The sequence below is a fragment of the Flavobacterium panacagri genome, assembly GCF_030378165.1.
GTDB classification, from domain to species: Bacteria; Bacteroidota; Bacteroidia; order Flavobacteriales; family Flavobacteriaceae; genus Flavobacterium; species Flavobacterium panacagri.
On the sequence record NZ_CP119766.1, the window covers coordinates 3,360,061 to 3,383,201 of the forward strand.

A 23,141-nucleotide genomic window follows, 5' to 3' on the forward strand; every position below is an offset into this window, starting at 1 on the left:
TAAAAAGGTCATCGATGTGTTTCAATGACCTTTTTTTTCATTTATAGAATTATTAGTTTTTTACTAATTTAAACGTTTTGCTTCTGTTTTCTATTTGGACTTTACAGATGTAAATGCCTTTGGCAAGATTTCCAACATTGAGTTCTAATTTTTCATCAGCAGAAACATTTTTAGAATGCGAATATACTTTTGAGCCGTTAGAGGAATATAAATTAACTTGGGCTAATCCATTATCAGAACTTGAAAAATCAATATTCAAAAGACGATTTATAAGGGATGGATAATATTTAAGTTCGAGATTGTTTGTGTTTTCGTTTAAACCTAAATTATTACAGCTTGTAGATGCAACACCTTGAGCAGTAACTTGTAATGTTGCTCCAGCACCGCAAGTCGGATTAGATATAAAACCAGCAACGTTAGCTGTTGGTAATACAGTATACGTATAAGATGGCTTGCTTACAGTTGTTCCTGAGTTTGCAGGTGCATTCAAACAATCTGTAAAAGCAATGCCAATTGTACCGCCGTCTGTGCTTACATAATTTTTAAACGCAGTTCCAATTTTAGCAAAATCAGTTCCTTCAACATAACAAGTTGCATTATTATTACCGCCTCCTAAACCAATTGCCAGTGAACCTGAAACCGATGTGTTATAATAACAGTTTAGAATATGAAGTTCAGCATTTCTTGCTCTCGGCATTCTTTCTTTACAGCCTTCTGCCCAATAACAATTTTTAAAAGTTATGCTGTAATGCCCGTCCGCTGGAGCGTCCGATTTTGAAGAACCAACTAAATCTGAGAATCTATGATCATCTGCACCGCCAGATCCTCCAGCTTTTGGAGTTTTTAAATAGGTAAACTTGCACCAAGAAACAGTCACATTATCTGCGGCGCCTTTGTTGTCAAAATTTCCGTCCATTCCGTCTTGAAATTCGCAATGATCGACCCAAATATTGGTGGCTTCGGAAGTTAAGTTATCGCGTCCGTCAACATCATACGCTCCAGGGCCTTCAAAAATTAAATTTCTAATGATAATATTATTTGACCCAGGTTTTAAATTTAATATTCCAGAACCAGCAGCAGTTTGATCCAAATTGACTAAGCGGGCACCAGGCAGTCCGATAATGGTTTTGTCATTTATCTGCAGACTCGTGTAAGTACAAGCTATAGTCCCAGAAACTAAAATAATCTGTGGAGTGGTAAGTTTAAGTTTTGCCGTTAAGTCGGCTAAAGTTGTAACAGTAGTAACAGGGGCAGCACTTCCACCGCCAGTTGTAGCAGCTCCAAATCCTTCAGGATTGCTCATAAAATAATTTTGAGCAAAAAGAAAAGAGCACGGAATAAGTAATGCCAATAAAATAAGTTTTGTTTTCATTTGTGGTTTTTTGTGTGGTTTAATAGTTAATGTAATCGATTGCACAAATGTAGAGGATTCAGATTAATTTCAAATTAATTTAGCATTTTTTTTATATTTTAAAGTTTTGATTACAAGAATATTAAGTGTTTGTTTTACATTTAAAAGAGATTGTTTTTCCGAAATGAATCGAGGGTAAAAGTGGTGTAAAATAGTAAGCCAATTGATTAAAAGAGAAAATTCATACTAAATCCATATATTTGGATATCAATTTAAAGTAATCGAATGAAAAAATTTAATGAGCAATCGACCGCAGATCTATTTGAAAAAGGTTTGATTACAGAAAATCAGTTTGAGGAAATTAAAGCATATCGAAATTTAAATATATTTTCGTTAAATGCAGAATTAAAACTTTTCCTTTATTTATCGGTCTTATTGTTTACTTCAGGAATTGGAATACTGATTTATGAAAATATAGACTCAATTGGACACATTGCTATTCTATCACTTCTTTTAATTGTAATTGCAGTTTGTCTTTTTTATTGCTTCAAAAATTCAAAAGGCTTTGAGAAAACAGAAACACAGTTTGAGCACCCTGTTTTGGAATATTTAGTTTTATTGGCTAACATCTTAACCTGTATCTTTATTGGTTATCTACAGTTTCAATACAAACCTTTTGGAGAACATTACGGATTGGCGACATTAGTCCCAACTATTGTAAGTTTCTTTTGCGCTTATTATTTTGACAATCGAAGTGTTCTTACGATTGCGGTTACTGGTTTGGCGGCTTACATAGGACTTTCTGTTACGCCTCAAGATTTATTAAATAATAATGATTTTTATGCCAGTGAGAGTTTGAGCTATTCCGCTGTTATGCTTGGCATTTTATTAATTTTGTGGACAATCTATAGTAATCGAATTGCATTAAAAACACATTTCAGTTTAATCTTTTTGACTTTTGCCCTGCATATTATCAGTATTGCATCGATTAGCAATTTATTAAATCATTATAATTTAATGTGGTTGATTTTTGCTGTTGTTCTAGCAGGATCTACTTTTTATTTCTATAAGATTAGCTACAAATTGAGAGCAATGTCTATATATGTTTTTATGATTGTATACGGCTACATTGGAGCAAATATACTTTTGGTTAGACTTTTTGAAAATGTTGATTTCTCTGATATTTGGGAGTTGTTTATTTTCTTACTGCCTGCATATTTTATAGGGTCAATTGTTATGTTTATCAAATTAATTAAAAACTTTCATAAAGAAATAGCAGAATGATAGTGTACGACAAAAAAATACTAGATAATCAAATCTTAGTGGATGAAGCTGATACTTTATTTAAAGGAGGTTTTATAAGTAAAGAACAGAAGAAATTTATAAAAAAGGAGCTGCCAGTCTTTAGAAGTCAGGATAATATTCTAGTTAGAATCGGATTCTTTTTGTTGGGAAGTATGTTGTACGGTTCAATTTGCGGTGCCATTTCTATTGTTGGAATGAATGCAGAGAATGCTTATTTTCAAATCTGCTGTTATATTTTTGCAGCTGTTGGTTTTGTTGGCTCCGAATTATTGGCGAAACAAAACTTTCATAATCACGGTTTAGATGATGCTTTTATCTTAGGAGCTATTTTAAACATAGGATTTGCTATCGGAATTACTACGGATGGATATGAGTCTGTTATAGCTTTATTTATGGCTGCAGCTTCTATTTTTATGTTTATCAGATACCTGCATTTACTTTCAATGCTAGTTTTTTGTTTATCAGTCACTGAATTTTTGTTTTTTCAAATGTTTGAATTTGGAGATGTAGGAAGAGCTATTCTTCCTTTTGCAGCTATGATTTTTGCCGTTATTTTTTATTTTGTAACAAAGAAATTAATTAGCAAACTCAATGAAAGTTACTATCATAATGGACTTTTATTAGCAAACAGCTTTTGCTTGATTTTGTTTTATCTTTCTTGTAATTATTTAGTTGTAAGAGAACTTTCAGAAGAGCTTTTAGGGACTGAAGTAAAACCTGGGACAGATATTCCATTCGCTTTTTTCTTTTACGCTTTTACTTTTATAGTTCCGATTATTTATTTCGTTCAAGCTTTAAGAACAAAAGATAGAATTATGCTTTGGATTAGTTTTTTGGCAATTGGATTTTCAATCTATACTGTTAGATTTTATTACGCAGTCTTGCCAGTAGAAGTAGCACTAACTTTGGGCGGACTTGTTTTATTTGCAATAGCGTATTTCTCAATTCGAAAATTAAAAGAAAAAGAAAGTGGTTTAACGTTTAAACCAGATAGAATCAATCATTCAGATGCAATTCTAAATGCTGAGGCTTTAGTAGTAGCTTCAACTTTTGGAATGAAACCAGAAGTAAAACCACAAGATTCTCCAATGGAATTTGGAGGAGGAGGTTTTAGCGGAGGCGGGTCTGGAGAGAGTTTTTAAATTGGTTTTTTCGCCACGAATTCACGAATTCATATCTTCAAAGATTATCAAAAATAATTCGAGAATTCGTGGCGAAAAAAACTATACTTTGCTTTTCAGTGCCTCTGCATCGATATCGCTGTGCGAAACATCGTAAACAGCTTTTCCATTTTTGATTAAAATCAATTGAGGAGATTCATGGTAAACACCAAATCGACTCGCAATTTCGTTTGAAATATCACGATGTGCAATTAAATCAAGGAAATACGCGTCAACGACATCTTCAAGATCAAATTCTCTTTCAAATTGTTTTAAGGCCATTCGGCTGATGCTGCATCTTGTACTGTGCTTAAAAATTACAACAGGTTTTTCATTAGAGATCGCTTCAATTTCCTGCAATTGAAGAATATCTGTTAATTCTGTCCAGTTTACTTTACTTTTTGGAGCTTCTGAGTTCTCTGAACTTCCGAAGATTGAATTAAAAAAACTCATATTTGGCTTGTTTTGTGACTTTTTGGCATTTAAAAATGATAAAAATCAGTTTTTTAATGCCGTTTTGTCTGTTTTTTTGTTGTGGAATATAATTTGTCTATTCGAATACAAAGTTAGATTATTTGAGTTAAAAATGTACTTCAATAAATCGTAACTTTAATCTTATAGAATATTAAACAAATAAAATCAATCAAATCAAAAAAATATGAATATCAATAAATTTACTATTAAATCGCAGGAAGCCATTCAGTTGTCGCAACAATTAGCACAACGAAATGGCCAGCAGCAAATTGAAAATGAACACATTTTCAAAGCTATTTTTGAAGTGGATGAAAACGTAGCGCCATTTATTCTGAAAAAACTAAATGTAAATGTGCCTTTGTTTTTACAAATTTTAGACAGTACAATTCAGAGTTTTCCAAAAGTTTCTGGAGGAGATGTAATGCTTTCTCGAGATGCAAACAAAGCTTTGAACGAAGCGGAAATTATTGCTCAAAAAATGAACGACGAATATGTTTCGATCGAGCATTTGATTTTGGCTATTTTCGACTCAAAAAGTAAAGTTTCTCAAATTTTAAAAGACCAGGGAGTAACTGGAAAAGGTCTGAAAGCGGCAATTGAAGAATTACGTAAAGGAGAAAGAGTAACATCGGCTTCTGCTGAGGAAACTTATAATTCTTTAAATAAATATGCTAAGAATTTAAACGAATTAGCACGTACAGGAAAATTAGACCCAGTTATTGGCCGTGATGAAGAAATTCGTCGTGTCTTGCAGATTCTGACTCGTAGAACAAAAAATAATCCAATGTTAATTGGAGAACCCGGAGTTGGTAAAACTGCCATTGCAGAAGGTTTAGCGCACAGAATTGTAGACGGAGACGTTCCAGAAAACTTAAAAGATAAAATCGTTTTCTCTCTTGATATGGGAGCTTTGATTGCCGGAGCGAAATACAAAGGAGAATTTGAAGAACGTTTGAAATCGGTTGTAAAAGAAGTTACAGCTGCAGATGGAGATATCGTTTTGTTTATTGATGAGATTCACACACTTGTTGGTGCAGGTGGAGGAGAAGGCGCAATGGACGCGGCTAATATCCTGAAACCAGCTTTGGCTCGTGGAGAGCTAAGAGCGATTGGTGCAACGACTTTAGATGAATATCAAAAATATTTTGAAAAAGACAAAGCGCTTGAAAGACGTTTCCAAAAAGTATTGATCGATGAGCCAGATACTGAAAGTGCGATTTCGATTTTACGTGGAATCAAAGAGAAATACGAAACACACCATAAAGTTCAAATTAAAGACGAAGCGATTATCGCTGCGGTAGAACTTTCGCAAAGATATATTACGAATCGTTTCTTGCCAGATAAAGCGATTGACTTAATGGATGAAGCAGCTTCTAAACTGCGAATGGAAATCAATTCAAAACCTGAAGAATTAGATGTTTTGGATCGTAAAATCATGCAGTTGGAAATCGAAATCGAAGCCATTAAACGTGAAAAAGAAGAAAGCAAACTGAAAATTTTAGGAATGGAATTGGCTAACCTAAAAGAAGAACGCAATGAAATCTATGCAAAATGGAAACAGGAAAAAGATATCGTTGACGGAATTCAGGCTGTAAAACACGAAATTGAAGACTTTAAATACGAAGCAGAACGTGCAGAACGTGATGGCGATTACGGAAAAGTAGCCGAAATTCGTTACGGAAAAATAAAAGAAGCACAGGAACGTCAAGAAACTTTGCAAAAACAATTGTTAGAGTTTCAATCTGGAAATTCTTTGATAAAAGAAGAAGTTACCAGAGAAGATATTGCTGAAGTTGTAGCAAAATGGACAGGAATTCCGGTTATGAAAATGCTTCAGACAGAAAGAGAAAAACTATTGCATTTAGAAGATGAACTGCATAAACGTGTAGTAGGGCAGGAAGAAGCAATAGAAGCTGTGAGTGATGCTGTCCGCAGAAGCCGTGCCGGTTTGCAGGATATGAAAAAACCTGTTGGTTCATTCTTATTCTTAGGAACAACCGGAGTTGGTAAAACGGAGCTAGCAAAAGCTTTAGCAGAATACCTTTTTGATGACGAAAACGCCATGACACGTATCGATATGAGTGAGTACCAAGAACGTCATAGCGTGAGCCGTTTAGTTGGTGCGCCTCCAGGATATGTAGGTTACGATGAAGGAGGTCAGTTGACTGAGGCCGTTCGTAGAAAACCTTATTCTGTTGTATTGTTGGATGAGATCGAAAAAGCGCATCCAGATACTTTCAATATTTTATTGCAAGTTTTAGATGAAGGACGTTTGACAGACAACAAAGGACGTTTGGCTGATTTTAGAAACACAATAATTATTATGACCTCAAATATGGGAAGTAATATTATTCAGGAGAAATTTGAGAATCTTAAAGGCGGTGTTGAAGCAGCAACAGAAGCCGCTAAAAACGAAGTTTTAGGATTATTAAAACAAACAGTTCGCCCTGAGTTTATCAACCGTATCGACGAAATCGTAATGTTTACACCGCTTACAGTAGAGAATATCTCAAGAATTGTAAGTCTGCAGTTAAAAAGCGTTACCAAAATGCTTGCGTTGCAAGGCATCACAATGGACGCAACTCCAGAAGCGATTGCATATTTGGCAGACAAAGGTTATGATCCGCATTTTGGTGCAAGACCAGTGAAACGTGTGGTACAAAGAGAAGTGTTGAATCAATTGTCAAAAGAAATTTTGGCAGGAAACATAATAACAGACAGCATTATTTTATTAGATGCTTTCGATGGCAATTTGGTCTTTAGAAACCAAACAGCTAAATAATTTTTTTCATGTTAATCTTAAGAAAAGCATCAGTCGAAAGGCTGGTGCTTTTTTTTAGCCGTGAATTCTGAAACTTTTTAGTCAATTCTTATAACAAGTGTTCGTTAAAAAATAATCAATTTTAAATCTATAAAAATCAGCAAATTATTAATTAAAATTACAAAGTCATGAACAATATTTTTAGAGGATTACTTGCAGGATACGGTGCTAAAAAGTTAGGAGGCGGTTGTTTCGGAACTATCATTGTTTTTATTATTCTATGGGTGCTGTTAGGACAATGCAGTTAAAAATCGCAATACAGAAAAATAGGAATAAAAAACACAAATTTTGATGCCCGATTATTGGGCAGATTAAGGCAAAATGTCTAGATTCGCATCACTAAAAATAAATTTAAAAAAATGGGTTCAGGTTTTTTCGCCTTATTAGATGATATCGCTGCAATTATGGATGATGTTGCAGTAATGAGTAAAGTTGCTGCAAAGAAAACAGCTGGAATTCTAGGCGATGATTTAGCAGTAAATGCAGAAAAAGCTTCTGGATTTGCATCTTCAAGAGAATTACCAGTTTTGTGGGCAATCAGTAAAGGGTCGCTGTTGAATAAAATCATCATTCTTCCAATTGCCTTTTTATTAAGTGCTTTTTTTCCAATAGCTATTATAATAATTTTGGTTTTAGGGGGACTTTTTTTAGCATACGAAGGAGCCGAAAAAATTTATGAATTTATTTTTCCTCACAAACACGAAGAATCTGAAGGGATTACAGATGAAGTTCTTACAGAAGAAGAAATCCTAGTAATCGAAAAAGAAAAAGTTAAGTCGGCAATTATCACTGATTTTATTCTGTCAGTTGAGATTGTAATTATCGCATTAGGTACTGTAATGGATGAGCCGCTTATACAGAAGATAATCGTAACTTCAATAATTGCAATTGTTGCAACAATTGGAGTTTATGGAATCGTGGCACTTATTGTCAGAATGGATGAAGCAGGATTTAAGCTAATAAAACATAGTAAGAGTGAAAAGAGTCTTTCTAGGTTTATTGGAAATTTATTAGTAAAAGCGCTTCCATTTGTTATAAAAGGTTTAACTGTAATTGGTACAATTGCACTACTTTTAGTTTCTGGAGGAATATTTGTTCATTATATTCCATTTTTTCATCATTTGTCAGAAGAAATTAAAATCCCTGCTATTATCAAAGAGTTTACAGTCGGATTAGTTCTAGGATTTATAGTTTTACTTTTTATAAATCTCTTTAAAAAGATTTTTAAAAAGAAAACAGCTTAATAAAACATCAAAATATATTTCAAGAAACATCAGTTAACGCTGGTGTTTTTTTGTTTTTAGGAGCAGATCAAATCGTTTTCAAAAGAACCTTTTGTCCCGCTATCCACTATATCTTTTCCCTGCTAAAGGAGCAGGAAAAAGGATACCGTTTCTATCGGGGCTAGGCTATAGCTTTTTTATTTTCATAAGAAATAACGGTATTTTTTAAATATTTTTTTATCAAATAAGGTGTTGATTTTTAATTATTTAATCTTTATTTGAAACTTTTTAACATTTTTTCTAAGCAACCATTGCAACCAGGACACGTCTTCATAGTAATTAACAATTAATTATTATTTTATATGAAAAGTTTTAGATTAAAATCAGTTTTGGTAGTATTATTTTTATCAATTGCATTTGTTTCATGCAGTAACGATGACGATGAGAAAACTCCGGTTCCAACTACAAAGGCTGCTTTAGTAACAGAAATCAAAGGACCAGCAACAGGAAAAGTAAATGACGAATTAAGCTACGATGTAACTTATGTTGTAGATAATGCTTGCGCAGAATTCGATAAAATTTCAGAAGTAACAATTGGAGATGTAAAAGGATTACAGGTAATTGCAAAATATCCATCAGAAGTTTGTACGCAACAAGTTCCAGATCCTAAAAAGACAGTTTACAAATTCAAATCTTCTGTAAAAGGAACTTTCGAAATTAAATTCAAAAAATCAGAAACTGAATTCCTAATTCAGAAAGTTGTGATTGAGTAACAACTTGTTTAGTTGATATTTTTTTAGGTTGATAAACCATTTTGCAGAAGTTTAATTTTAAGCTGATGTGAAATGGTTTTCTGTTTTAAATCCTTCTTTTTTCCCTGTTATATAAAAGTTATAGACTTTGCCATTCCTTTAAAAAGTATTATTTTTGCACTCTAAATTTTATGTCATGCCGAAAAGAAAATATAAAATATCAGTTATTCAGTTAAATCTGAATGACGTTGCTGAAAATAATCTTAAAAAATGTATCAGCTGGGTAAGAGATGCTGCAAGTCAAGGAGCAGAGGTAATCTTACTTCCTGAATTATATAGCAGTCATTATTTCTGTCAAAGCGAAGATGTTGATAATTTTGCATTAGCAGAACCATTATACAGTACTTCTTTTGTTGCATTCAGCGAATTGGCAAAAGAATTAGGAGTAGTAATTATTGTTCCTTTCTTCGAAAAAAGAATGGCTGGAATCTACCACAACAGTGCTTATATCATTGATACAGACGGTACAGAAGCTGGTTTATACCGTAAAATGCACATTCCAGACGATCCGCATTTCTATGAAAAATTCTATTTCACTCCAGGAGATTTAGGTTTCCAAGCGATTGAAACTAAAAAAGGAACTGTTGGAACATTAATCTGCTGGGATCAATGGTATCCAGAAGCGGCTCGTATTACAGCGCTTAAGGGAGCAGAAGTTTTATTCTACCCAACAGCAATTGGATGGCATCCAAAAGAAAAAGAACAGTACGGAGAAAATCAGTACGGTGCTTGGATGAATGTAATGAAAGGTCATGCGGTTGCAAATGGTGTTTTCGTTGCGGCTGCAAACCGAATTGGTTTAGAGAAATATATTGAAGGAACTGAAGGAATTCAATTCTGGGGTGCATCATTTATTGCTGGGCCACAAGGAGAGATTTTAGCTCAGGCTTCTCACGATAAAGAAGAAATCTTAATTGCTGAGGTTGATTTAGATCTTCAGGAAAATGTTCGCCAGAACTGGCCGTTCTTTAGAGATAGAAGAATTGATGCTTTTGGAGATATCACAAAAAGAGCAATTGATAGATAATTTGATTAAAATGATATAGGAAGAGCTGTCTGAAAAGACAGCTCTTTTTTTTTGTAAGCTTCGGAGAAGCGATATATTTATAGCACTGAAAATACATTTACAAGATAAAGCTCCAGCGGAGCGACATAAATTAGATTGCAAAAATATGTCGCTCCGCTGGAGCTATTTTTCTTTGCTTAATTGGAATTCTATAAATATATCGCTTCTCCGAAGCTTTATGTGAATTGTGTATTAATCAACAATTATTTCTTAGAAAAGCTTTTTAGGCAGTTCTATTTTAAACAAAAAAGAGCTATTCAATTTTGAATAGCTCTTTTTCTCGTTTTTAGCTTTATATGGATTACTTCACTTGGAAAGTAACTCTTCTCACGATTTGACGTGCCTCTTTAGAGTTCTTGTTAACAGAAGTATCTTCTCCGTTAGCAATTACATTCAATCTTGAAGCGTCTATTCCTGCATTTACTGCTACTTTTTTCACAGCTTCCGCTCTTTTTCTAGACAATTCAGTATTGTAGTTTGTGTTTCCAATTTCATCAGCATAACCAATAATATCAGCTGATTTTCCTGGATTGTTTTTCAAATATTTCACTAAGAAATCAACACCAGATAAAGAAGCATTTGTAGGTTTAGACGAATTAAAGTCGAAATAAACATTTACATAACCTCCATTGATTAATTCTTCAACAGTATTGTTTGTAGCTGTTCCAGCTCCTTTTTTCTCATAGGTTTTATCTAAGTAGCTTTCTAACTCATCTGGCACACCATTTTGATTGGTATCAATAGATTGACCTTTTGTGTTGACAGCAACTCCTGCAATAGTATTTGGTTCTAAATCGTATAAATCAGCAACTCCATCTTTGTCTGAATCGATAAGACCAGTTTCGATCAAGTCCACTCTTTTTTCCAATTCACCAATTCTATCTTCTTCGCCAACCCAGTCAGCATGTTTCTGGTTTTTTCCTAAGTAGAATGTCAAACCAACAGAAGCATTTAATAAAACTCCATCGAAAGAACCTGTTGTAGTGTTGCCCATTCCGTCAAAGTTCCAGTTTTGTCTTCCATTCACAATTCCGGTAAGGTCTCCAGTTAATGCTACTCTATTGCTTAATCTAATTTGTCCAGTTAAACCAGCAATTCCGTGCGCCATGTAATCTTGACCTCCAAAACCTGTTTCAGTACTAATTTGTGAAACTCCAAAACCACCATGTGCCAAAAGTCCGATTGTATTTGTCCATGTTTCAAAGTTTAAAGCACGTCCAACATTCACAACTCCTTGTAAACTTGCTCTTACGTAACGGCTTTCAAAATCTGGAGTATTCTTTTTTTCTTTGAATTGGTCATAACCAACATCTAATTTCAAACCAAATTTTGGATTAAACATATATCTCACACCTAAATCTCCGTGAAAGAAGTTGGCAGATTCTGTAGTGTAACCTGGAGTCATAGCTCTCGTTGGTTTGTTAACACCACCGTTAAGTTCTATCGACCATTTATTGAATTCCTGATCTACACTTGGTTTGGTAGAAGTGGTAGCCATATTTTGTGCGCCAGCGGCAAAGGATAGTAATAATAAAGAGGCTGATACTAATTTCTTTTTCATGATATCAAAAATTAAATTGTTTTTATTTTAAACTCATGACAAAATTAGAGGACACGTTTTAAGTACGCGTTGTATATCCAATTACATAATTTCCATGTTTTGGCTTATATTTATGAAAATTAGTTAATTAAGTATCAATAAAAAGTAAAAAAAAGAGCAAAATTTACATTTTGCTCTTTTTAAAATTTGGATAAATTTATGATTATTTCAAATCTGGCTGGTAAATTTTTACCGTTCCGTCTCCTTCGCTGCTTACTACTAATAAACTTCTTTTTGTAGGACTTTTAGAGGCTGGGATGAATAATAATCCTTCTGGTGCATCTCCAGTTTTTACTGTTTGTAAATATTGCGGAGAGTTTGGATTTGTAACATCATAAGTTAAAAATGCATCAGCTCTTTCCAAGCCAACGAAAAGAATATTCTGAGTTCCCATTTTTGCAACATATACTGCTTCTGGCTCAGAACCTTTGTCATCACTTCTTTTGTCGTCATAAAGTCCCATTTCATGAGCCTTTTTGTCAAGATCATTTTTACTATCATAAACAATTTTTCCTGTATTTCCGTTCCAGATAGAGAAAGATCTTGCTCCAAAACTTACCAATTCGTCTAGATCTCCATCGCCATCAGTATCTCCCATATCAGTAACTAGATTTAATCTTCCTAAATTGGCATCTAATTTTAAAGTAGCATCAGGAAAAGCTGTTGCATCAAGTTTTACACTTTTCATTCTTTTAATATCAGTGTAAGCATTGTATTCTCTGGCATCTCCTTCATTAGCAGTAACAAAATAAGGAACATTGTTAGCAGAAAAATGACTGATTGCATCTGGCATAAATAATCCTTTAACTTTCCAAGGATTAAAAGCAATTTTATCGTCAAGATCGCTTACATCAATAGCATTTTCTGCTGTATTATAATCTTTTAGACCTAAAGGATAAATAGCGGTTATAGTTTTAGAAGTTAAGTCAACTTTAGCTACACCATTATTTTCTTGTAAAGTTACCCAAGCCGTTTTTGAATCATCAGAAATAGTAATGTATTCTGGTTCAATATCCTGAGCAAAACTCTTAGCGAATTTAGAAATTCTGAATCCATCTTTTGCTAATGTTGCCGCCTGACTTGCAAAAGAAGCGAAATCTAAAGTTGTTACAGTATAAGTGCTTGTTTCAATAATAGAAATAGTTCCGTTTGGATCTTGTGAGTAATCTGTATTTGGTTCCCCTTCGTTAGCTGTCATAATGTATTTTCCATCAGGAGAAAATGTTACCATATCTGGCAAAGCTCCAACAGTAACTTGTTTGATTAAACTATAGTCAGAAGTGTTGAAAACAACAACTTTTCCGTTAGCTTGTTTATTTGCAGTAGATTCTAGAGCAACAGCCAATTTCCCATCAAATACAGAAACGCTGTTTGCAGCTCCTTCATAAGCTACTAAATCAATTTTTCCAATTTTCATTGGTTTTGTTGGATCTGTGATATCAATAACATCAATTTGATTGACTCCACTGTTATTTACTGTAAATAATCTTTTTGTTTTTTCGCAATAAGCCGAAATTTCTGCAGCTGCTTCACCGCCAATTGTAATAGAACCAATTTCTTTGAAAGTGGCTGGATTTTCGTTTACAACAACTTCAGGTTCGTTGTTTGAATTTTCATCATTATTACAGCTTGCCATAATAAAAAGAGCTGCTAATAAAGAGATAGATAATTTTTTCATGTGTTAGTTTTTAGTTTCGGCAAAAGTAATTACAGCGTTTCTGTCAAATATTAAGAACATATTATATAATCTTTAACTTAAATTTTACAGGATATTTATTGTGAAATTATATAGGAATTTTAATAGAATGTTTTATAATCCTAACGAATGCTTATCTTTGCACTTTCTAAATTAGAACCTATTTATGTCAACAAATAATAGAAGATTTCCAGCAGAATGGGAAAAACAACAAGGAATTGTATTGTGTTTTCCGCATAATGGCAACGATTGGCCAGGAAAATACGAAGCTGTTCAATGGGCTTTTGTAGAATTTATAAAAAAGGTAGCCACTTTTGAAACTGTTTTCTTGGTAGTAGCCGATGAAAAACTGAAAGAAAAAGTTGCCGATATGCTTGAAAGAGCTCGTGTAAATCTTGAAAATGTTTCTTATATCATTCATAAAACCAACAGAAGCTGGATGCGAGACTCTGGGCCAATTATTGTGAAAAATGGTTCAAAAAGGGAAGCGTTGAATTTCAATTTTAATGGCTGGGCAAAATATAAAAACTATCAATTAGATAAATTCGTTCCAGGTAAAGTCGCAGATTTTATTGATGTTCCGTTAACACAGGTAATGTATAAAGGAAAACCAGTAATTGTAGAAGGCGGAGCAATTGATGTAAATGGAAAAGGAACTTTACTGACTTCTGAAGAATGTTTGATGCATCCAACAATTCAGGTTCGTAATGCTGGTTTTACAAAAGAAGATTACGAAGCGGTTTTTAAAGAATATTTAGGAGTAACTAATGTTATCTGGCTTGGAGACGGAATAGAAGGCGATGATACGCATGGTCATATCGACGATTTATGCCGATTCGTAAATGAAGATACAATTGTAACGATTGTAGAAACAGATAAAAATGATCCAAATTATAAACCTTTGCAGGATAATTTGAAACGTCTACAAGAAGCAAAATTAGAAAACGGAAAATCGCCAGTAATTGTAGCATTACCAATGCCAAAACGTGTTGATTTTGAAGATCTAAGATTACCGGCTAGTTATGCTAATTTCTTAATCTTAAATAATTGCGTTTTAGTACCAACATTCAACGACAGCAACGATCGTATAGCATTGAATATTTTAGCAGAATGTTTCCCTGACAGAGAAGTTATTGGAATCAGCTGTATTGATTTCATCTGGGGATTTGGAACTTTACATTGTTTAAGTCAGCAGATTCCTGCATAAAAATAGTAGCTACAGATTATAAAGTAATCGTTTTGATTTTTTTAATCTGTAATAGAATTGTCAGATATTCAGAGACTTTCTTATATTATTTAAGCTGTCACCAAAAGTGGCAGCTTTTTTTGTTGTATATTTAACAGACAGATTTATCGTGTGTCCGGACAACCTTATTATATTCGTATGCTCAATAATGCAGAAATGCAGATTAAATTTTATATGAAGAAAATATTTTTTATCCTTTCCGTGCTTTCTTCCGGAGTTCTTTTTTCACAGTCTGATTCGCAAGAAAAAAATGAACTTACATTTGCGACCTACAATGTAAGTATGGAATCTGATAATTATTCTCCCAAAGGCGCAATGGGAAAATCGGAGCAGATGTTAATTAATCAACTTAATTCAGGGCATAATGCTCAAATTAAAAATATTGCCCAGATTATTCAGACTGTTAGGCCAGACATTATTTTGCTAAACGAATTTGATTATATTAAAGATTCTGAAATTGGTGTAAAGGCATTTATTAAAAATTATTTGAATGTTAGCCAAGGTGGAGCGACCGCTATTGATTATCCTTATTACTATTATGCAACAGTGAATACTGGACAGCCAAGTCCTTACGATTTGAACAATGATGGAAAGTTTGACAATTTTGGGAATGATGCATGGGCGTTTGGTATGTATCCTGGGCAATATGGGATGATGCTTTTGTCTAAATATCCTATTGATGTTAAGGCGGTTCGTACTTTTCAGAATTTTAAGTGGAAAGATATGCCAGGAGCGTTGCTTACTAAAAAAGCAGATGGATCAGATTGGTATAACAAGAAAGCATGGAAAGAATTTCCTTTATCTTCAAAATCTCATTGGGATGTTCCTGTGCAGATTGGCAATGAAATAGTTCATATTTTGGCCAGTCATCCAACTCCTCCGACCTTTGATGGTGCTGAGGATCGTAATGGAAAAAGAAATCATGATGAAATCCGATTCTGGAAAGACTATATTTCAGACAATTCGGCTTCGTATATTTATGATGATAAAGGTGTAAAAGGTGGTTTGTCTCCGAATTCTCGATTCGTTATATTGGGCGATCAAAATGCTTCACCAGTTGAGGGTGATGCTATTAGAGAAGGAATAAAGTCTTTAGTAGATGATCCGAAAATTAATAGCGACTTTACACCTGCTAGTAAAGGTGGTGCTGAATTTAGTCCTAAAAATCCTTTTGGAATTAATCATACTGCCTTTTGGAGAATGCGTGCTGATTATGTATTGCCATCCAAACTTGGTTTTAAGGTTGTCAACAGTGGAGTGTTCTGGCCTGCTAAAGGTGAGCCAATGTCGGAATTAGTTGAAAAACGGGAATCAAGTTCTGATCATCGTTTGGTTTGGGTAAAGGTGATTTTGGAATAAATAACTATTCACTTTAAATTTTAAGTTAATACAAAAGCATAAAAAAACCTTGGCGATAACCAAGGTTTTCTTTTTTCTATATGTTTTCAGAATCTTTATCTGCTCTTCATTGTCTGATAAATGGAGGTAATAATTGACTTGAAACTTCGCCAAATCCAATTCTTACTTCTGCATTTTCACAGAAACCTCTGATGATAACAGTGTCATTATCTTCAATAAATTTACGTTCTTCACCACCATTTAACTTTAACGGATTTTTTCCGCCCCAAGTTAATTCCAGCATAGAACCAAAACTGTCTGGAGTTGGTCCTGAAATAGTTCCAGAACCCATCATGTCACCAGAATTTACACGGCATCCGTTTGAAGTATGGTGCGCCAATTGCTGGCTCATTGACCAGTATAAATATTTAAAATTAGATCTTGAAATAACTGTTTCTTCTTGATCTTCAGGTTTTAATGATACTTCTAAATGGATGTCAAAAGCTTTTTTTCCTTTAGTTTGTAAGTAAGGAAGTGGAGTTGGATCTTGTTTAGGCCCTTTAGTTCTAAAAGGTTCTAATGCATCCATAGTCACAATCCATGGTGAAATAGAAGTCGCAAAGTTCTTCGCTAAGAATGGCCCAAGTGGCACATATTCCCATTTCTGAATGTCACGTGCACTCCAGTCATTCAATAAAACCATTCCGAAAATATAATCTTCAGCTTCGTAAGTAGGAATGTTTTCTCCCATTACATTGACATCAGTTGTAATGAAAGCAGTTTCCAATTCAAAATCGACTAAACGGGATGCACCAAAAACAGGTGTTTCATGTCCTGCTGGCAACGTTTGTCCCATTGGTCTGTGAACTGGAATTCCAGAAGGTACAATTGTAGAACTTCTTCCATGATATCCAACCGGGATATGAAGCCAGTTGGGCAATAAAGCATTTTCCGGATCACGGAACATTTTACCTACGTTTGTAGCATGTTCTTTACTCGAATAAAAATCAGTGTAATCACCAATTAAAACTGGTAATTGCATCTCTACATCTTCGATTTTAAATATAACAATATCTCGGTGTTTTGTTGAATCTCTAAGCTGGGGATTATGAATGTCAAAGATTTCTGCGATACGATTTCGAACCAAACGCCATGTTTTTTTTCCGTCAGAAATAAAATCATTCAGCGTGTCCTGCATAAACATATCATCTGTTAAATCTATGCCCTCAAAATAGTTTAATTGTTGTAAAGCCCCTAAATCTATAGCATAATCGCCAATTCGTGTTCCCACTGTAACGACATTTTCTTTGGTAAGAAACACGCCGAAAGGAATATTCTGAATAGGGAAGTCGCTATTTTCTGGCACTTCTAACCATGATTTTCTACTGGTATCGTTGGCGGTTATAGGCATGTTAGATGTTAATTAGTTTGTTGAAAAAATACATGTCAAATATATCATAATCTAACAGTACAACAAACGTTTTTTTGTATTTTTGCGTGAAATTAACGAAAAACAAAAAAATGCAACGCGACGAACAAATTTTTGATCTTATCCAAGAGGAGAAAGAAAGACAAATTCACGGACTAGAACTTATTGCTTCTGAGAATTTTGTAAGTGATGAAGTAATGCAGGCAGCAGGGTCTGTTTTAACTAATAAATATGCTGAGGGATATCCTGGCAAAAGATACTACGGCGGTTGTGAAGTAGTTGACGTTATTGAGCAGATTGCTATTGATAGAGCTAAAGAATTATTTGGTGCTGAGTATGCAAACGTACAGCCTCACTCTGGTTCTCAGGCAAACACTGCTGTGTACCACGCTTGTTTAAATCCTGGTGATACTATTTTAGGTTTTGACTTATCTCACGGTGGTCACTTAACTCACGGTTCTCCTGTGAACTTCTCAGGTCGTTTATACCGTCCGGTTTTCTACGGTGTAGATGCTGAAACGGGTCGTTTAGATTATGATAAAATTCAAGAAATTGCAACTAAAGAACAGCCAAAATTAATCATTGCAGGAGCTTCAGCTTATTCTCGTGATATGGATTTTGCTCGTTTTAGACAAATTGCTGACAGCGTAGGAGCGATCTTATTTGCTGATATTTCTCACCCAGCTGGTCTTATTGCAAAAGGGTTATTAAGTGATCCAATTCCACATTGCCATATTGTTTCTACAACAACACACAAAACATTAAGAGGACCACGTGGAGGTCTAATCTTAATGGGGAAAGATTTCCCAAATCCACAAGGATTAACAACTCCAAAAGGAGAAATCAGAATGATGTCTTCATTATTAGACTTAGCTGTTTTCCCTGGAAATCAAGGTGGACCTTTAATGCACATTATCGCTGCTAAAGCTGTTGCTTTTGGTGAAGCATTAAAAGATGAATTCTTTACTTATGCAATGCAATTGCAAAAAAATGCAAATGCAATGGCGGATGCTTTCGTAAAAAGAGGTTACAACATTATCTCTGGTGGAACTGATAACCACATGATGCTTATCGACTTAAGAAATAAAAATATTTCTGGTAAAGAAGCTGAAAACGCATTAGTAAAAGCTGAAATTACAGTAAACAAAAACATGGTTCCTTTTGACGATAAATCTCCATTTATCACTTCCGGAATTCGTGTTGGAACAGCTGCAATCACAACTCGTGGTTTAGTTGAAAAAGATATGGAAACTATCGTAGCTTTAATTGATAAAGTTCTTACAGATCACACAAATGAAGATCTTATCGAAGAAGTTGCTGAAGAAGTAAACGAATTAATGAGCGAAAGACCAATTTTTGCGTATTAATTAGTTTAAAGTTTAAGGTTTCAAGTTTAAAGTTTTGTAATACGTAATTAAGCGTATTATGAAACTTTGAACTTTTTTCGTTTAGAATAGAAAACTTGAAACTTGAAACAAAACAAACCTGAAACAAAAAACAAAACTATGGGCGTATTAAGATTACAATTGCCAACCGACCCAAGATGGGTAAATATTGTTGAGAAAAATATAGAAGAAATTCTAACAGATCATGCTTGGTGCGAGCAGAAAGCAGCTACCAATGCGATTACAATTATTACTAATAATTCAGAACATCAAGATTTAGTAAAAGATTTATTGGCTTTAGCCAAAGAAGAAATCGATCATTTTGAGCAGGTTCATAATATTATCATTAAACGTGGATTAAAATTAGGCCGTGAACGTAAAGATGATTACGTAAACGAACTATATCAATACATGAAAAGGAGTGGAGACGGAAGCCGCGTTTCCGGTCTTGTAGAAAGATTATTATTTTCTGCGATGATCGAAGCCAGAAGCTGTGAACGTTTTAAAGTACTTTCTGAAAATATAAAAGACGAAGAATTAGCTGTTTTTTATAGAGAATTAATGGAAAGCGAAGCAGGACATTATACAACATTCATCACATACGCAAGAAAATACGGAACAGGAATCGACGTAGAAAAACGTTGGAGAGAATGGCTGGCTTTTGAAGAATCTATTATTACCAATTACGGAAAAGGCGAAACGATTCACGGATAGTTTTTTTAGTGTTCAGTGTTTAGTTTTTTTTTGTGTTCAGTATCAGTGGCAGTTTTCGGTTTTGCTTTGTGAAATAAAAAAGCGCTTTCGCGAACACAATTCAATAATTGTTCAAAAGTTCAAGTTTTTGTTAATCTAAAATCTAAAGTCTACAATCTAAAAATTCCTATATTTGAGAGTAACCAAAAACTCGAATCATGAGAATAGAAATGGACTTAAAATTAGGATTTAAAGACGTAATGTTTAGACCTAAAAGATCAACGCTAAAAAGCAGATCAGAAGTTTCCTTAGAACAAAATTTCAAGTTTTTGCACAGTACCGCTAATTGGACAGGGATTCCAATAATGGGTGCTAATATGGATACAGTTGGTACCTTTGAAATGGCAAAAGTTTTGGCAAAAGAAAAGCTTTTTACAGCCATTCATAAACACTATACTTTAGAGGAATGGAATAGTTTTCTTCAAAATGTAAGTCCTGGTTTTTACGATTATATTGCTGTAAGTACAGGAACAGGAAAAGAAGATTTTGAGAAAATAGAAAAAATATTGACTGCAAACCCGTTACTGAAATTTATCTGTATTGATGTTGCCAATGGCTATTCAGAACATTTTGTTCAATTTTTAAAGAAAACCCGAAAGCAATATCCAGACAAAATCATTATTGCCGGAAATGTTGTGACTGGTGAAATGACTGAAGAACTTTTATTAGCTGGTGCTGATGTAGTAAAAGTCGGAATTGGCCCAGGTTCTGTTTGTACCACACGAGTAAAAACAGGTGTTGGTTATCCACAATTATCTGCTATTATCGAATGTGCTGATGCTGCTCATGGTTTAGGCGGACATATCATAAGTGATGGCGGTTGCACAGCTCCAGGAGATGTTGCCAAAGCTTTTGGTGCAGGAGCTGATTTCGTGATGTTAGGCGGAATGCTTGCAGGTCACTCCGAAAGTGGCGGAGAACTAATTGAAGTGAAAGGCGAAAAATTTAAACAATTTTATGGAATGAGTTCTAAAACTGCAATGGACAAGCATTCTGGAGGAGTTGCAGAATATAGAGCAAGTGAAGGAAAAACAGTTCAAGTTCCGTTTAAAGGAGATGTGATTCATACTGTTTTAGATATTTTGGGTGGCATTAGAAGCACTTGTACTTATGTCGGAGCCTCAAGATTAAAAGAATTAACAAAACGAACGACTTTCATCCGCGTAAGCGAGCAGGAAAATCAGGTTTTTACAAAATAATATGATTAAAATTACAGAAGCATTTGTTGAAGATATTGCTAAAATTCAAGAAATAGCACACATAACTTGGCCCATAACGTATGGCGAAATTTTGACTTCAGAACAATTAGATTATATGTTGGATCTCATTTATTCTGATGAAGCGCTATCAAAACAAATTCAGAATAAAGAACAATTATTTTATTTAGTTTCAGATTCTGAATCAGTAATTGGTTTTATTGGAATTGAGCATCATTATAAAAACGAAGCGATTACCAAAATCCATAAAATCTATCTTTTGCCAGAAACTCAAGGAAAAGGATATGGCAAAACAGTTTTTGAATCTATTGAAAAACTTGCTTTAGAAAACAATTCAAATGAACTTTTATTAAATGTAAACCGTTTCAATACCGCTTTAAATTTCTATAAAAAGCTAGGTTTCGAAATTAAAGAAACCGTTGATATAGAAATTGGAAATGGGTATTTGATGGAGGATTATGTAATGGGGAAAAAGTTAATCGTTTAATTGTAATATTCGATTTTTCGTTCCGCAACTAAAGTTGGTTCCCCATCTTGTGTTCCTTCAAGGAAAATATTGCATTTTATCCAGTTGTTATGGCAGTCGTATTCGTAAGTATAGTAGCTTATCTTTTGAATGATAATTTGGTCAGTATAATTAGGGATGTATTCTCTTTTAATAATATCACCCTGTTCATTAAATGTTTTTACGAAATTTCTAGTAGGATTGGCTATTTCTCCATTTCCTGTCACATAATATTTTACAGTTTCTACATAATCTTTAATGGAATTGTAGGTGTAATCTTGTTCCGCAACAACTTTTCCACATCCAAACATAATTACCTTGGTAATGCGTGATTTTGAGTCATATTCATATTGCAATTGTAAGTCTTTACAATAAGAGCACTCAGTACCTAAAAAGTGATATGCTATTTTATTCTTAGCAAATAAACCAACTGTAATTTTTTGATTTGTAACTTGCCCTTTCTCATTATAGATAAATGTTATTTTATTTACCAGGTCATTATCATTGGCTTTTTTGTTCATAGTTTCTTTACCAGTCCTATATACAAAATACTCTTTCTGATTAATAATTCTTCCTGCATTGTCAATTTCGTATTCAAATTTATCTGCTCTATAATTAGGCCAAATCTTACCATCTTCTTCAGATATTTCATCTGCTTTGGGAATGCTAATTTGATTTAATTTGATTAACAAATTATAATCCATCACAGGATAATACTTTTTTAAAGCAGATCTTAATTCTTTTTTTTCTACCCAGTCGGCTTCATTATATTCATATTCGTATTCTGTTTTAGAATCATCTTCTAGATAGTTTAGACGTGGAAAAACAACGCCTGATCTTCTTTGAAGTCTTTGAAATTTATCAAAATAGAAATAAGCAGAGCCTCTAATTCCATTACTAAAGATAGCGTCTGTTTTTTTATATTCCGGCATATCTTCTTTTGGTTTACTTATTTTGAGATGAACTGATTTTACAGAATCTTTTAAGTTTTGATTACTAATCGCATTGTATTTCTCATAAAATAAATTATCATATTTTTTAATGCTTTGGGCAATTGATATTGTAAAAGAGAAAAATATTAAATTAAAAGCCAGATAAGACAAACGAAAATTCATATTTATAATATTAAGTTTTATTGTAATAAAGAAAAAAGTTAACTGACAACAATAGCATGCTTAAACAATAACCCTTTCACTTCATTCAAAGAAAAAACAGCTTTCTTCAGTTTCGTTTTAGACGGATCAATAGTGTAATTATAACTTGTTTTAAAATCAGCTTTGTTGGCGATGGCTTTGTTGAATTCGGAACGGTATAAATCGCAATTGTCAAAAACAACACTGGTTAAATCTGCAGCCATAAAATCGACGGCAATTAAACTGCAATTGATAAATGGAGTTCCTTTTAGTTTTAAAGTGTAGAACTTCGAAAAGTCGAGAATACAGTCATTAAAATGTACTTCAAAAATTAATTTGTCGCACATGGCGAAATTTACCTCCTTAATTTCGCATCGATTAAAAGTGACTGTTCTCAAAGCGACGTAATTAATCTTTGCTTCGCTAAAAATACAATTATTAAAAACACAGTCAATAAAAGTAACTGCTAGAAAAGTGCAGGCAGAGAAGTTACAATCATTAAATACGCAACCTTCGAAGTCTTTAAAATTAAGATCGTCTTTGGCGTAAATAATCGTATTGTATTCTTTATCAAGAAAATATTCGCTTTCTTTTTTCAACTCTTTCAAGTAATTGTTTGAGGGTGAA

Annotated in this window: 19 protein-coding genes; 12 read left to right on the plus strand and 7 right to left on the minus strand. The window is 33.7% G+C overall.

All coding sequences use genetic code 11. The features are described from left to right. Positions 1-52 precede the first annotated feature (52 nt). Entirely contained in the window at positions 53-1,372 is a 1,320-nt protein-coding gene (locus P2W65_RS14875) for a T9SS type A sorting domain-containing protein (protein ID WP_289658593.1), read from the minus strand. Between the two features lie 264 nt (positions 1,373-1,636). Here P2W65_RS14875 and P2W65_RS14880 point away from each other — a divergent pair, with 264 nt between their 5' ends. Together P2W65_RS14880 and P2W65_RS14885 are read left to right on the plus strand one after the other, a co-directional pair. Beyond that, positions 1,637-2,635 (plus strand): DUF2157 domain-containing protein, encoded by a 999-nt coding sequence (locus P2W65_RS14880; protein ID WP_289658595.1) that lies wholly within the window; start codon positions 1,637-1,639, stop codon positions 2,633-2,635. Then, positions 2,632-3,798: a hypothetical protein gene (locus P2W65_RS14885; RefSeq protein WP_289658597.1), complete on the plus strand. Its 1,167-nt coding sequence runs from the start codon at positions 2,632-2,634 to the stop codon at positions 3,796-3,798. Before P2W65_RS14880 ends, P2W65_RS14885 begins: the two co-directional genes overlap by 4 nt. Positions 3,799-3,879: 81 nt before the next feature. Here P2W65_RS14885 and ytxJ read toward each other — a convergent pair whose 3' ends face one another. Continuing rightward, a complete protein-coding gene (gene ytxJ, locus P2W65_RS14890) occupies positions 3,880-4,269 on the minus strand; it encodes a bacillithiol system redox-active protein YtxJ (RefSeq protein WP_179003402.1) in 390 nt (129 codons plus the stop codon). A gap of 205 nt (positions 4,270-4,474) precedes the next feature. On the opposite strand from ytxJ, the gene clpB reads away from it, so the two are divergent. The 4 genes from clpB (at position 4,475) to P2W65_RS14910 (ending at position 10,173) form a co-directional block, all read left to right on the plus strand. Further along, positions 4,475-7,072 (plus strand): ATP-dependent chaperone ClpB, encoded by a 2,598-nt coding sequence (clpB, locus tag P2W65_RS14895; RefSeq protein ID WP_289658600.1) that lies wholly within the window; start codon positions 4,475-4,477, stop codon positions 7,070-7,072. A gap of 398 nt (positions 7,073-7,470) precedes the next feature. After that, positions 7,471-8,355, plus strand: a complete 885-nt coding sequence (locus tag P2W65_RS14900) for a DUF808 domain-containing protein (protein WP_289658602.1) — start codon at positions 7,471-7,473, stop codon at positions 8,353-8,355. A gap of 341 nt (positions 8,356-8,696) precedes the next feature. After that, entirely contained in the window at positions 8,697-9,107 is a 411-nt protein-coding gene (locus P2W65_RS14905; RefSeq protein WP_289658604.1) for a hypothetical protein, read from the plus strand. Positions 9,108-9,282: 175 nt separating this feature from the next. After that, the gene (locus P2W65_RS14910; RefSeq protein ID WP_264551216.1) at positions 9,283-10,173 is read left to right on the plus strand and encodes a carbon-nitrogen hydrolase; all 891 of its coding nucleotides are present in this window, start codon (positions 9,283-9,285) and stop codon (positions 10,171-10,173) included. 340 nt (positions 10,174-10,513) lie between these two features. On the opposite strand, the gene P2W65_RS14915 is transcribed toward P2W65_RS14910, so the two are convergent. Next, positions 10,514-11,773: an OmpA family protein gene (locus P2W65_RS14915; RefSeq protein ID WP_289658608.1), complete on the minus strand. Its 1,260-nt coding sequence runs from the start codon at positions 11,771-11,773 to the stop codon at positions 10,514-10,516. A gap of 202 nt (positions 11,774-11,975) precedes the next feature. Further along, positions 11,976-13,490: a choice-of-anchor I family protein gene (locus P2W65_RS14920; RefSeq protein ID WP_289658610.1), complete on the minus strand. Its 1,515-nt coding sequence runs from the start codon at positions 13,488-13,490 to the stop codon at positions 11,976-11,978. A gap of 184 nt (positions 13,491-13,674) precedes the next feature. Between P2W65_RS14920 and P2W65_RS14925 the strand changes: the two genes are divergently transcribed. Then, positions 13,675-14,715: an agmatine deiminase family protein gene (locus tag P2W65_RS14925; RefSeq protein ID WP_289658612.1), complete on the plus strand. Its 1,041-nt coding sequence runs from the start codon at positions 13,675-13,677 to the stop codon at positions 14,713-14,715. 213 nt (positions 14,716-14,928) lie between these two features. Continuing rightward, on the plus strand, positions 14,929-16,113 hold the full coding sequence (locus P2W65_RS14930; protein ID WP_289658614.1) for an endonuclease/exonuclease/phosphatase family protein: 1,185 nt from the start codon (positions 14,929-14,931) through the stop codon (positions 16,111-16,113). Between the two features lie 106 nt (positions 16,114-16,219). On the opposite strand, the gene fahA is transcribed toward P2W65_RS14930, so the two are convergent. After that, complete coding sequence (gene fahA, locus P2W65_RS14935) at positions 16,220-17,503, minus strand: fumarylacetoacetase (protein WP_289658616.1); 1,284 nt, start codon at positions 17,501-17,503, stop codon at positions 16,220-16,222. A gap of 110 nt (positions 17,504-17,613) precedes the next feature. Here fahA and glyA point away from each other — a divergent pair, with 110 nt between their 5' ends. The 4 genes from glyA (at position 17,614) to P2W65_RS14955 (ending at position 21,363) form a co-directional block, all read left to right on the plus strand. Then, positions 17,614-18,888: a serine hydroxymethyltransferase gene (gene glyA / locus P2W65_RS14940; protein WP_109192916.1), complete on the plus strand. Its 1,275-nt coding sequence runs from the start codon at positions 17,614-17,616 to the stop codon at positions 18,886-18,888. 138 nt (positions 18,889-19,026) lie between these two features. Then, the gene (locus tag P2W65_RS14945; RefSeq protein WP_012025392.1) at positions 19,027-19,620 is read left to right on the plus strand and encodes a MiaE family protein; all 594 of its coding nucleotides are present in this window, start codon (positions 19,027-19,029) and stop codon (positions 19,618-19,620) included. A 197-nt stretch (positions 19,621-19,817) separates the two neighbouring features. Then, on the plus strand, positions 19,818-20,858 hold the full coding sequence (locus P2W65_RS14950; protein WP_289658622.1) for a GMP reductase: 1,041 nt from the start codon (positions 19,818-19,820) through the stop codon (positions 20,856-20,858). Between the two features lies 1 nt (position 20,859). Further along, complete coding sequence (locus P2W65_RS14955; RefSeq protein ID WP_289658624.1) at positions 20,860-21,363, plus strand: GNAT family N-acetyltransferase; 504 nt, start codon at positions 20,860-20,862, stop codon at positions 21,361-21,363. Here the strand turns inward: P2W65_RS14955 and P2W65_RS14960 are convergent. Next, positions 21,360-22,496, minus strand: coding sequence for a hypothetical protein (locus tag P2W65_RS14960; protein WP_289658626.1), 1,137 nt, complete (start codon positions 22,494-22,496; stop codon positions 21,360-21,362). The genes P2W65_RS14955 and P2W65_RS14960 overlap by 4 nt on opposite strands. Before the next feature lie 38 nt (positions 22,497-22,534). Then, positions 22,535-23,113, minus strand: a complete 579-nt coding sequence (locus tag P2W65_RS14965) for a pentapeptide repeat-containing protein (RefSeq protein WP_289666196.1) — start codon at positions 23,111-23,113, stop codon at positions 22,535-22,537. Positions 23,114-23,141 lie beyond the last annotated feature (28 nt).

Bases quoted from the DNA above. Each gene is read 5' to 3' on its own strand.
- P2W65_RS14945 (WP_012025392.1), top strand. From the start codon at position 19,027: ATGGGCGTATTAAGATTACAATTGCCAACCGACCCAAGATGGGTAAAT.
- P2W65_RS14905 (WP_289658604.1), top strand. From the start codon at position 8,697: ATGAAAAGTTTTAGATTAAAATCAGTTTTGGTAGTATTATTTTTATCA.
- P2W65_RS14955 (WP_289658624.1), top strand. From the start codon at position 20,860: ATGATTAAAATTACAGAAGCATTTGTTGAAGATATTGCTAAAATTCAA.
- P2W65_RS14910 (WP_264551216.1), top strand. From the start codon at position 9,283: ATGCCGAAAAGAAAATATAAAATATCAGTTATTCAGTTAAATCTGAAT.
- clpB (WP_289658600.1), top strand. From the start codon at position 4,475: ATGAATATCAATAAATTTACTATTAAATCGCAGGAAGCCATTCAGTTG.
- P2W65_RS14915 (WP_289658608.1), bottom strand. From the start codon at position 11,773: ATGAAAAAGAAATTAGTATCAGCCTCTTTATTATTACTATCCTTTGCC.
- P2W65_RS14925 (WP_289658612.1), top strand. From the start codon at position 13,675: ATGTCAACAAATAATAGAAGATTTCCAGCAGAATGGGAAAAACAACAA.
- ytxJ (WP_179003402.1), bottom strand. From the start codon at position 4,269: ATGAGTTTTTTTAATTCAATCTTCGGAAGTTCAGAGAACTCAGAAGCT.
- P2W65_RS14950 (WP_289658622.1), top strand. From the start codon at position 19,818: ATGAGAATAGAAATGGACTTAAAATTAGGATTTAAAGACGTAATGTTT.
- P2W65_RS14880 (WP_289658595.1), top strand. From the start codon at position 1,637: ATGAAAAAATTTAATGAGCAATCGACCGCAGATCTATTTGAAAAAGGT.
- P2W65_RS14960 (WP_289658626.1), bottom strand. From the start codon at position 22,496: ATGAATTTTCGTTTGTCTTATCTGGCTTTTAATTTAATATTTTTCTCT.
- fahA (WP_289658616.1), bottom strand. From the start codon at position 17,503: ATGCCTATAACCGCCAACGATACCAGTAGAAAATCATGGTTAGAAGTG.
- P2W65_RS14920 (WP_289658610.1), bottom strand. From the start codon at position 13,490: ATGAAAAAATTATCTATCTCTTTATTAGCAGCTCTTTTTATTATGGCA.
- P2W65_RS14900 (WP_289658602.1), top strand. From the start codon at position 7,471: ATGGGTTCAGGTTTTTTCGCCTTATTAGATGATATCGCTGCAATTATG.
- P2W65_RS14930 (WP_289658614.1), top strand. From the start codon at position 14,929: ATGAAGAAAATATTTTTTATCCTTTCCGTGCTTTCTTCCGGAGTTCTT.
- glyA (WP_109192916.1), top strand. From the start codon at position 17,614: ATGCAACGCGACGAACAAATTTTTGATCTTATCCAAGAGGAGAAAGAA.
- P2W65_RS14875 (WP_289658593.1), bottom strand. From the start codon at position 1,372: ATGAAAACAAAACTTATTTTATTGGCATTACTTATTCCGTGCTCTTTT.
- P2W65_RS14885 (WP_289658597.1), top strand. From the start codon at position 2,632: ATGATAGTGTACGACAAAAAAATACTAGATAATCAAATCTTAGTGGAT.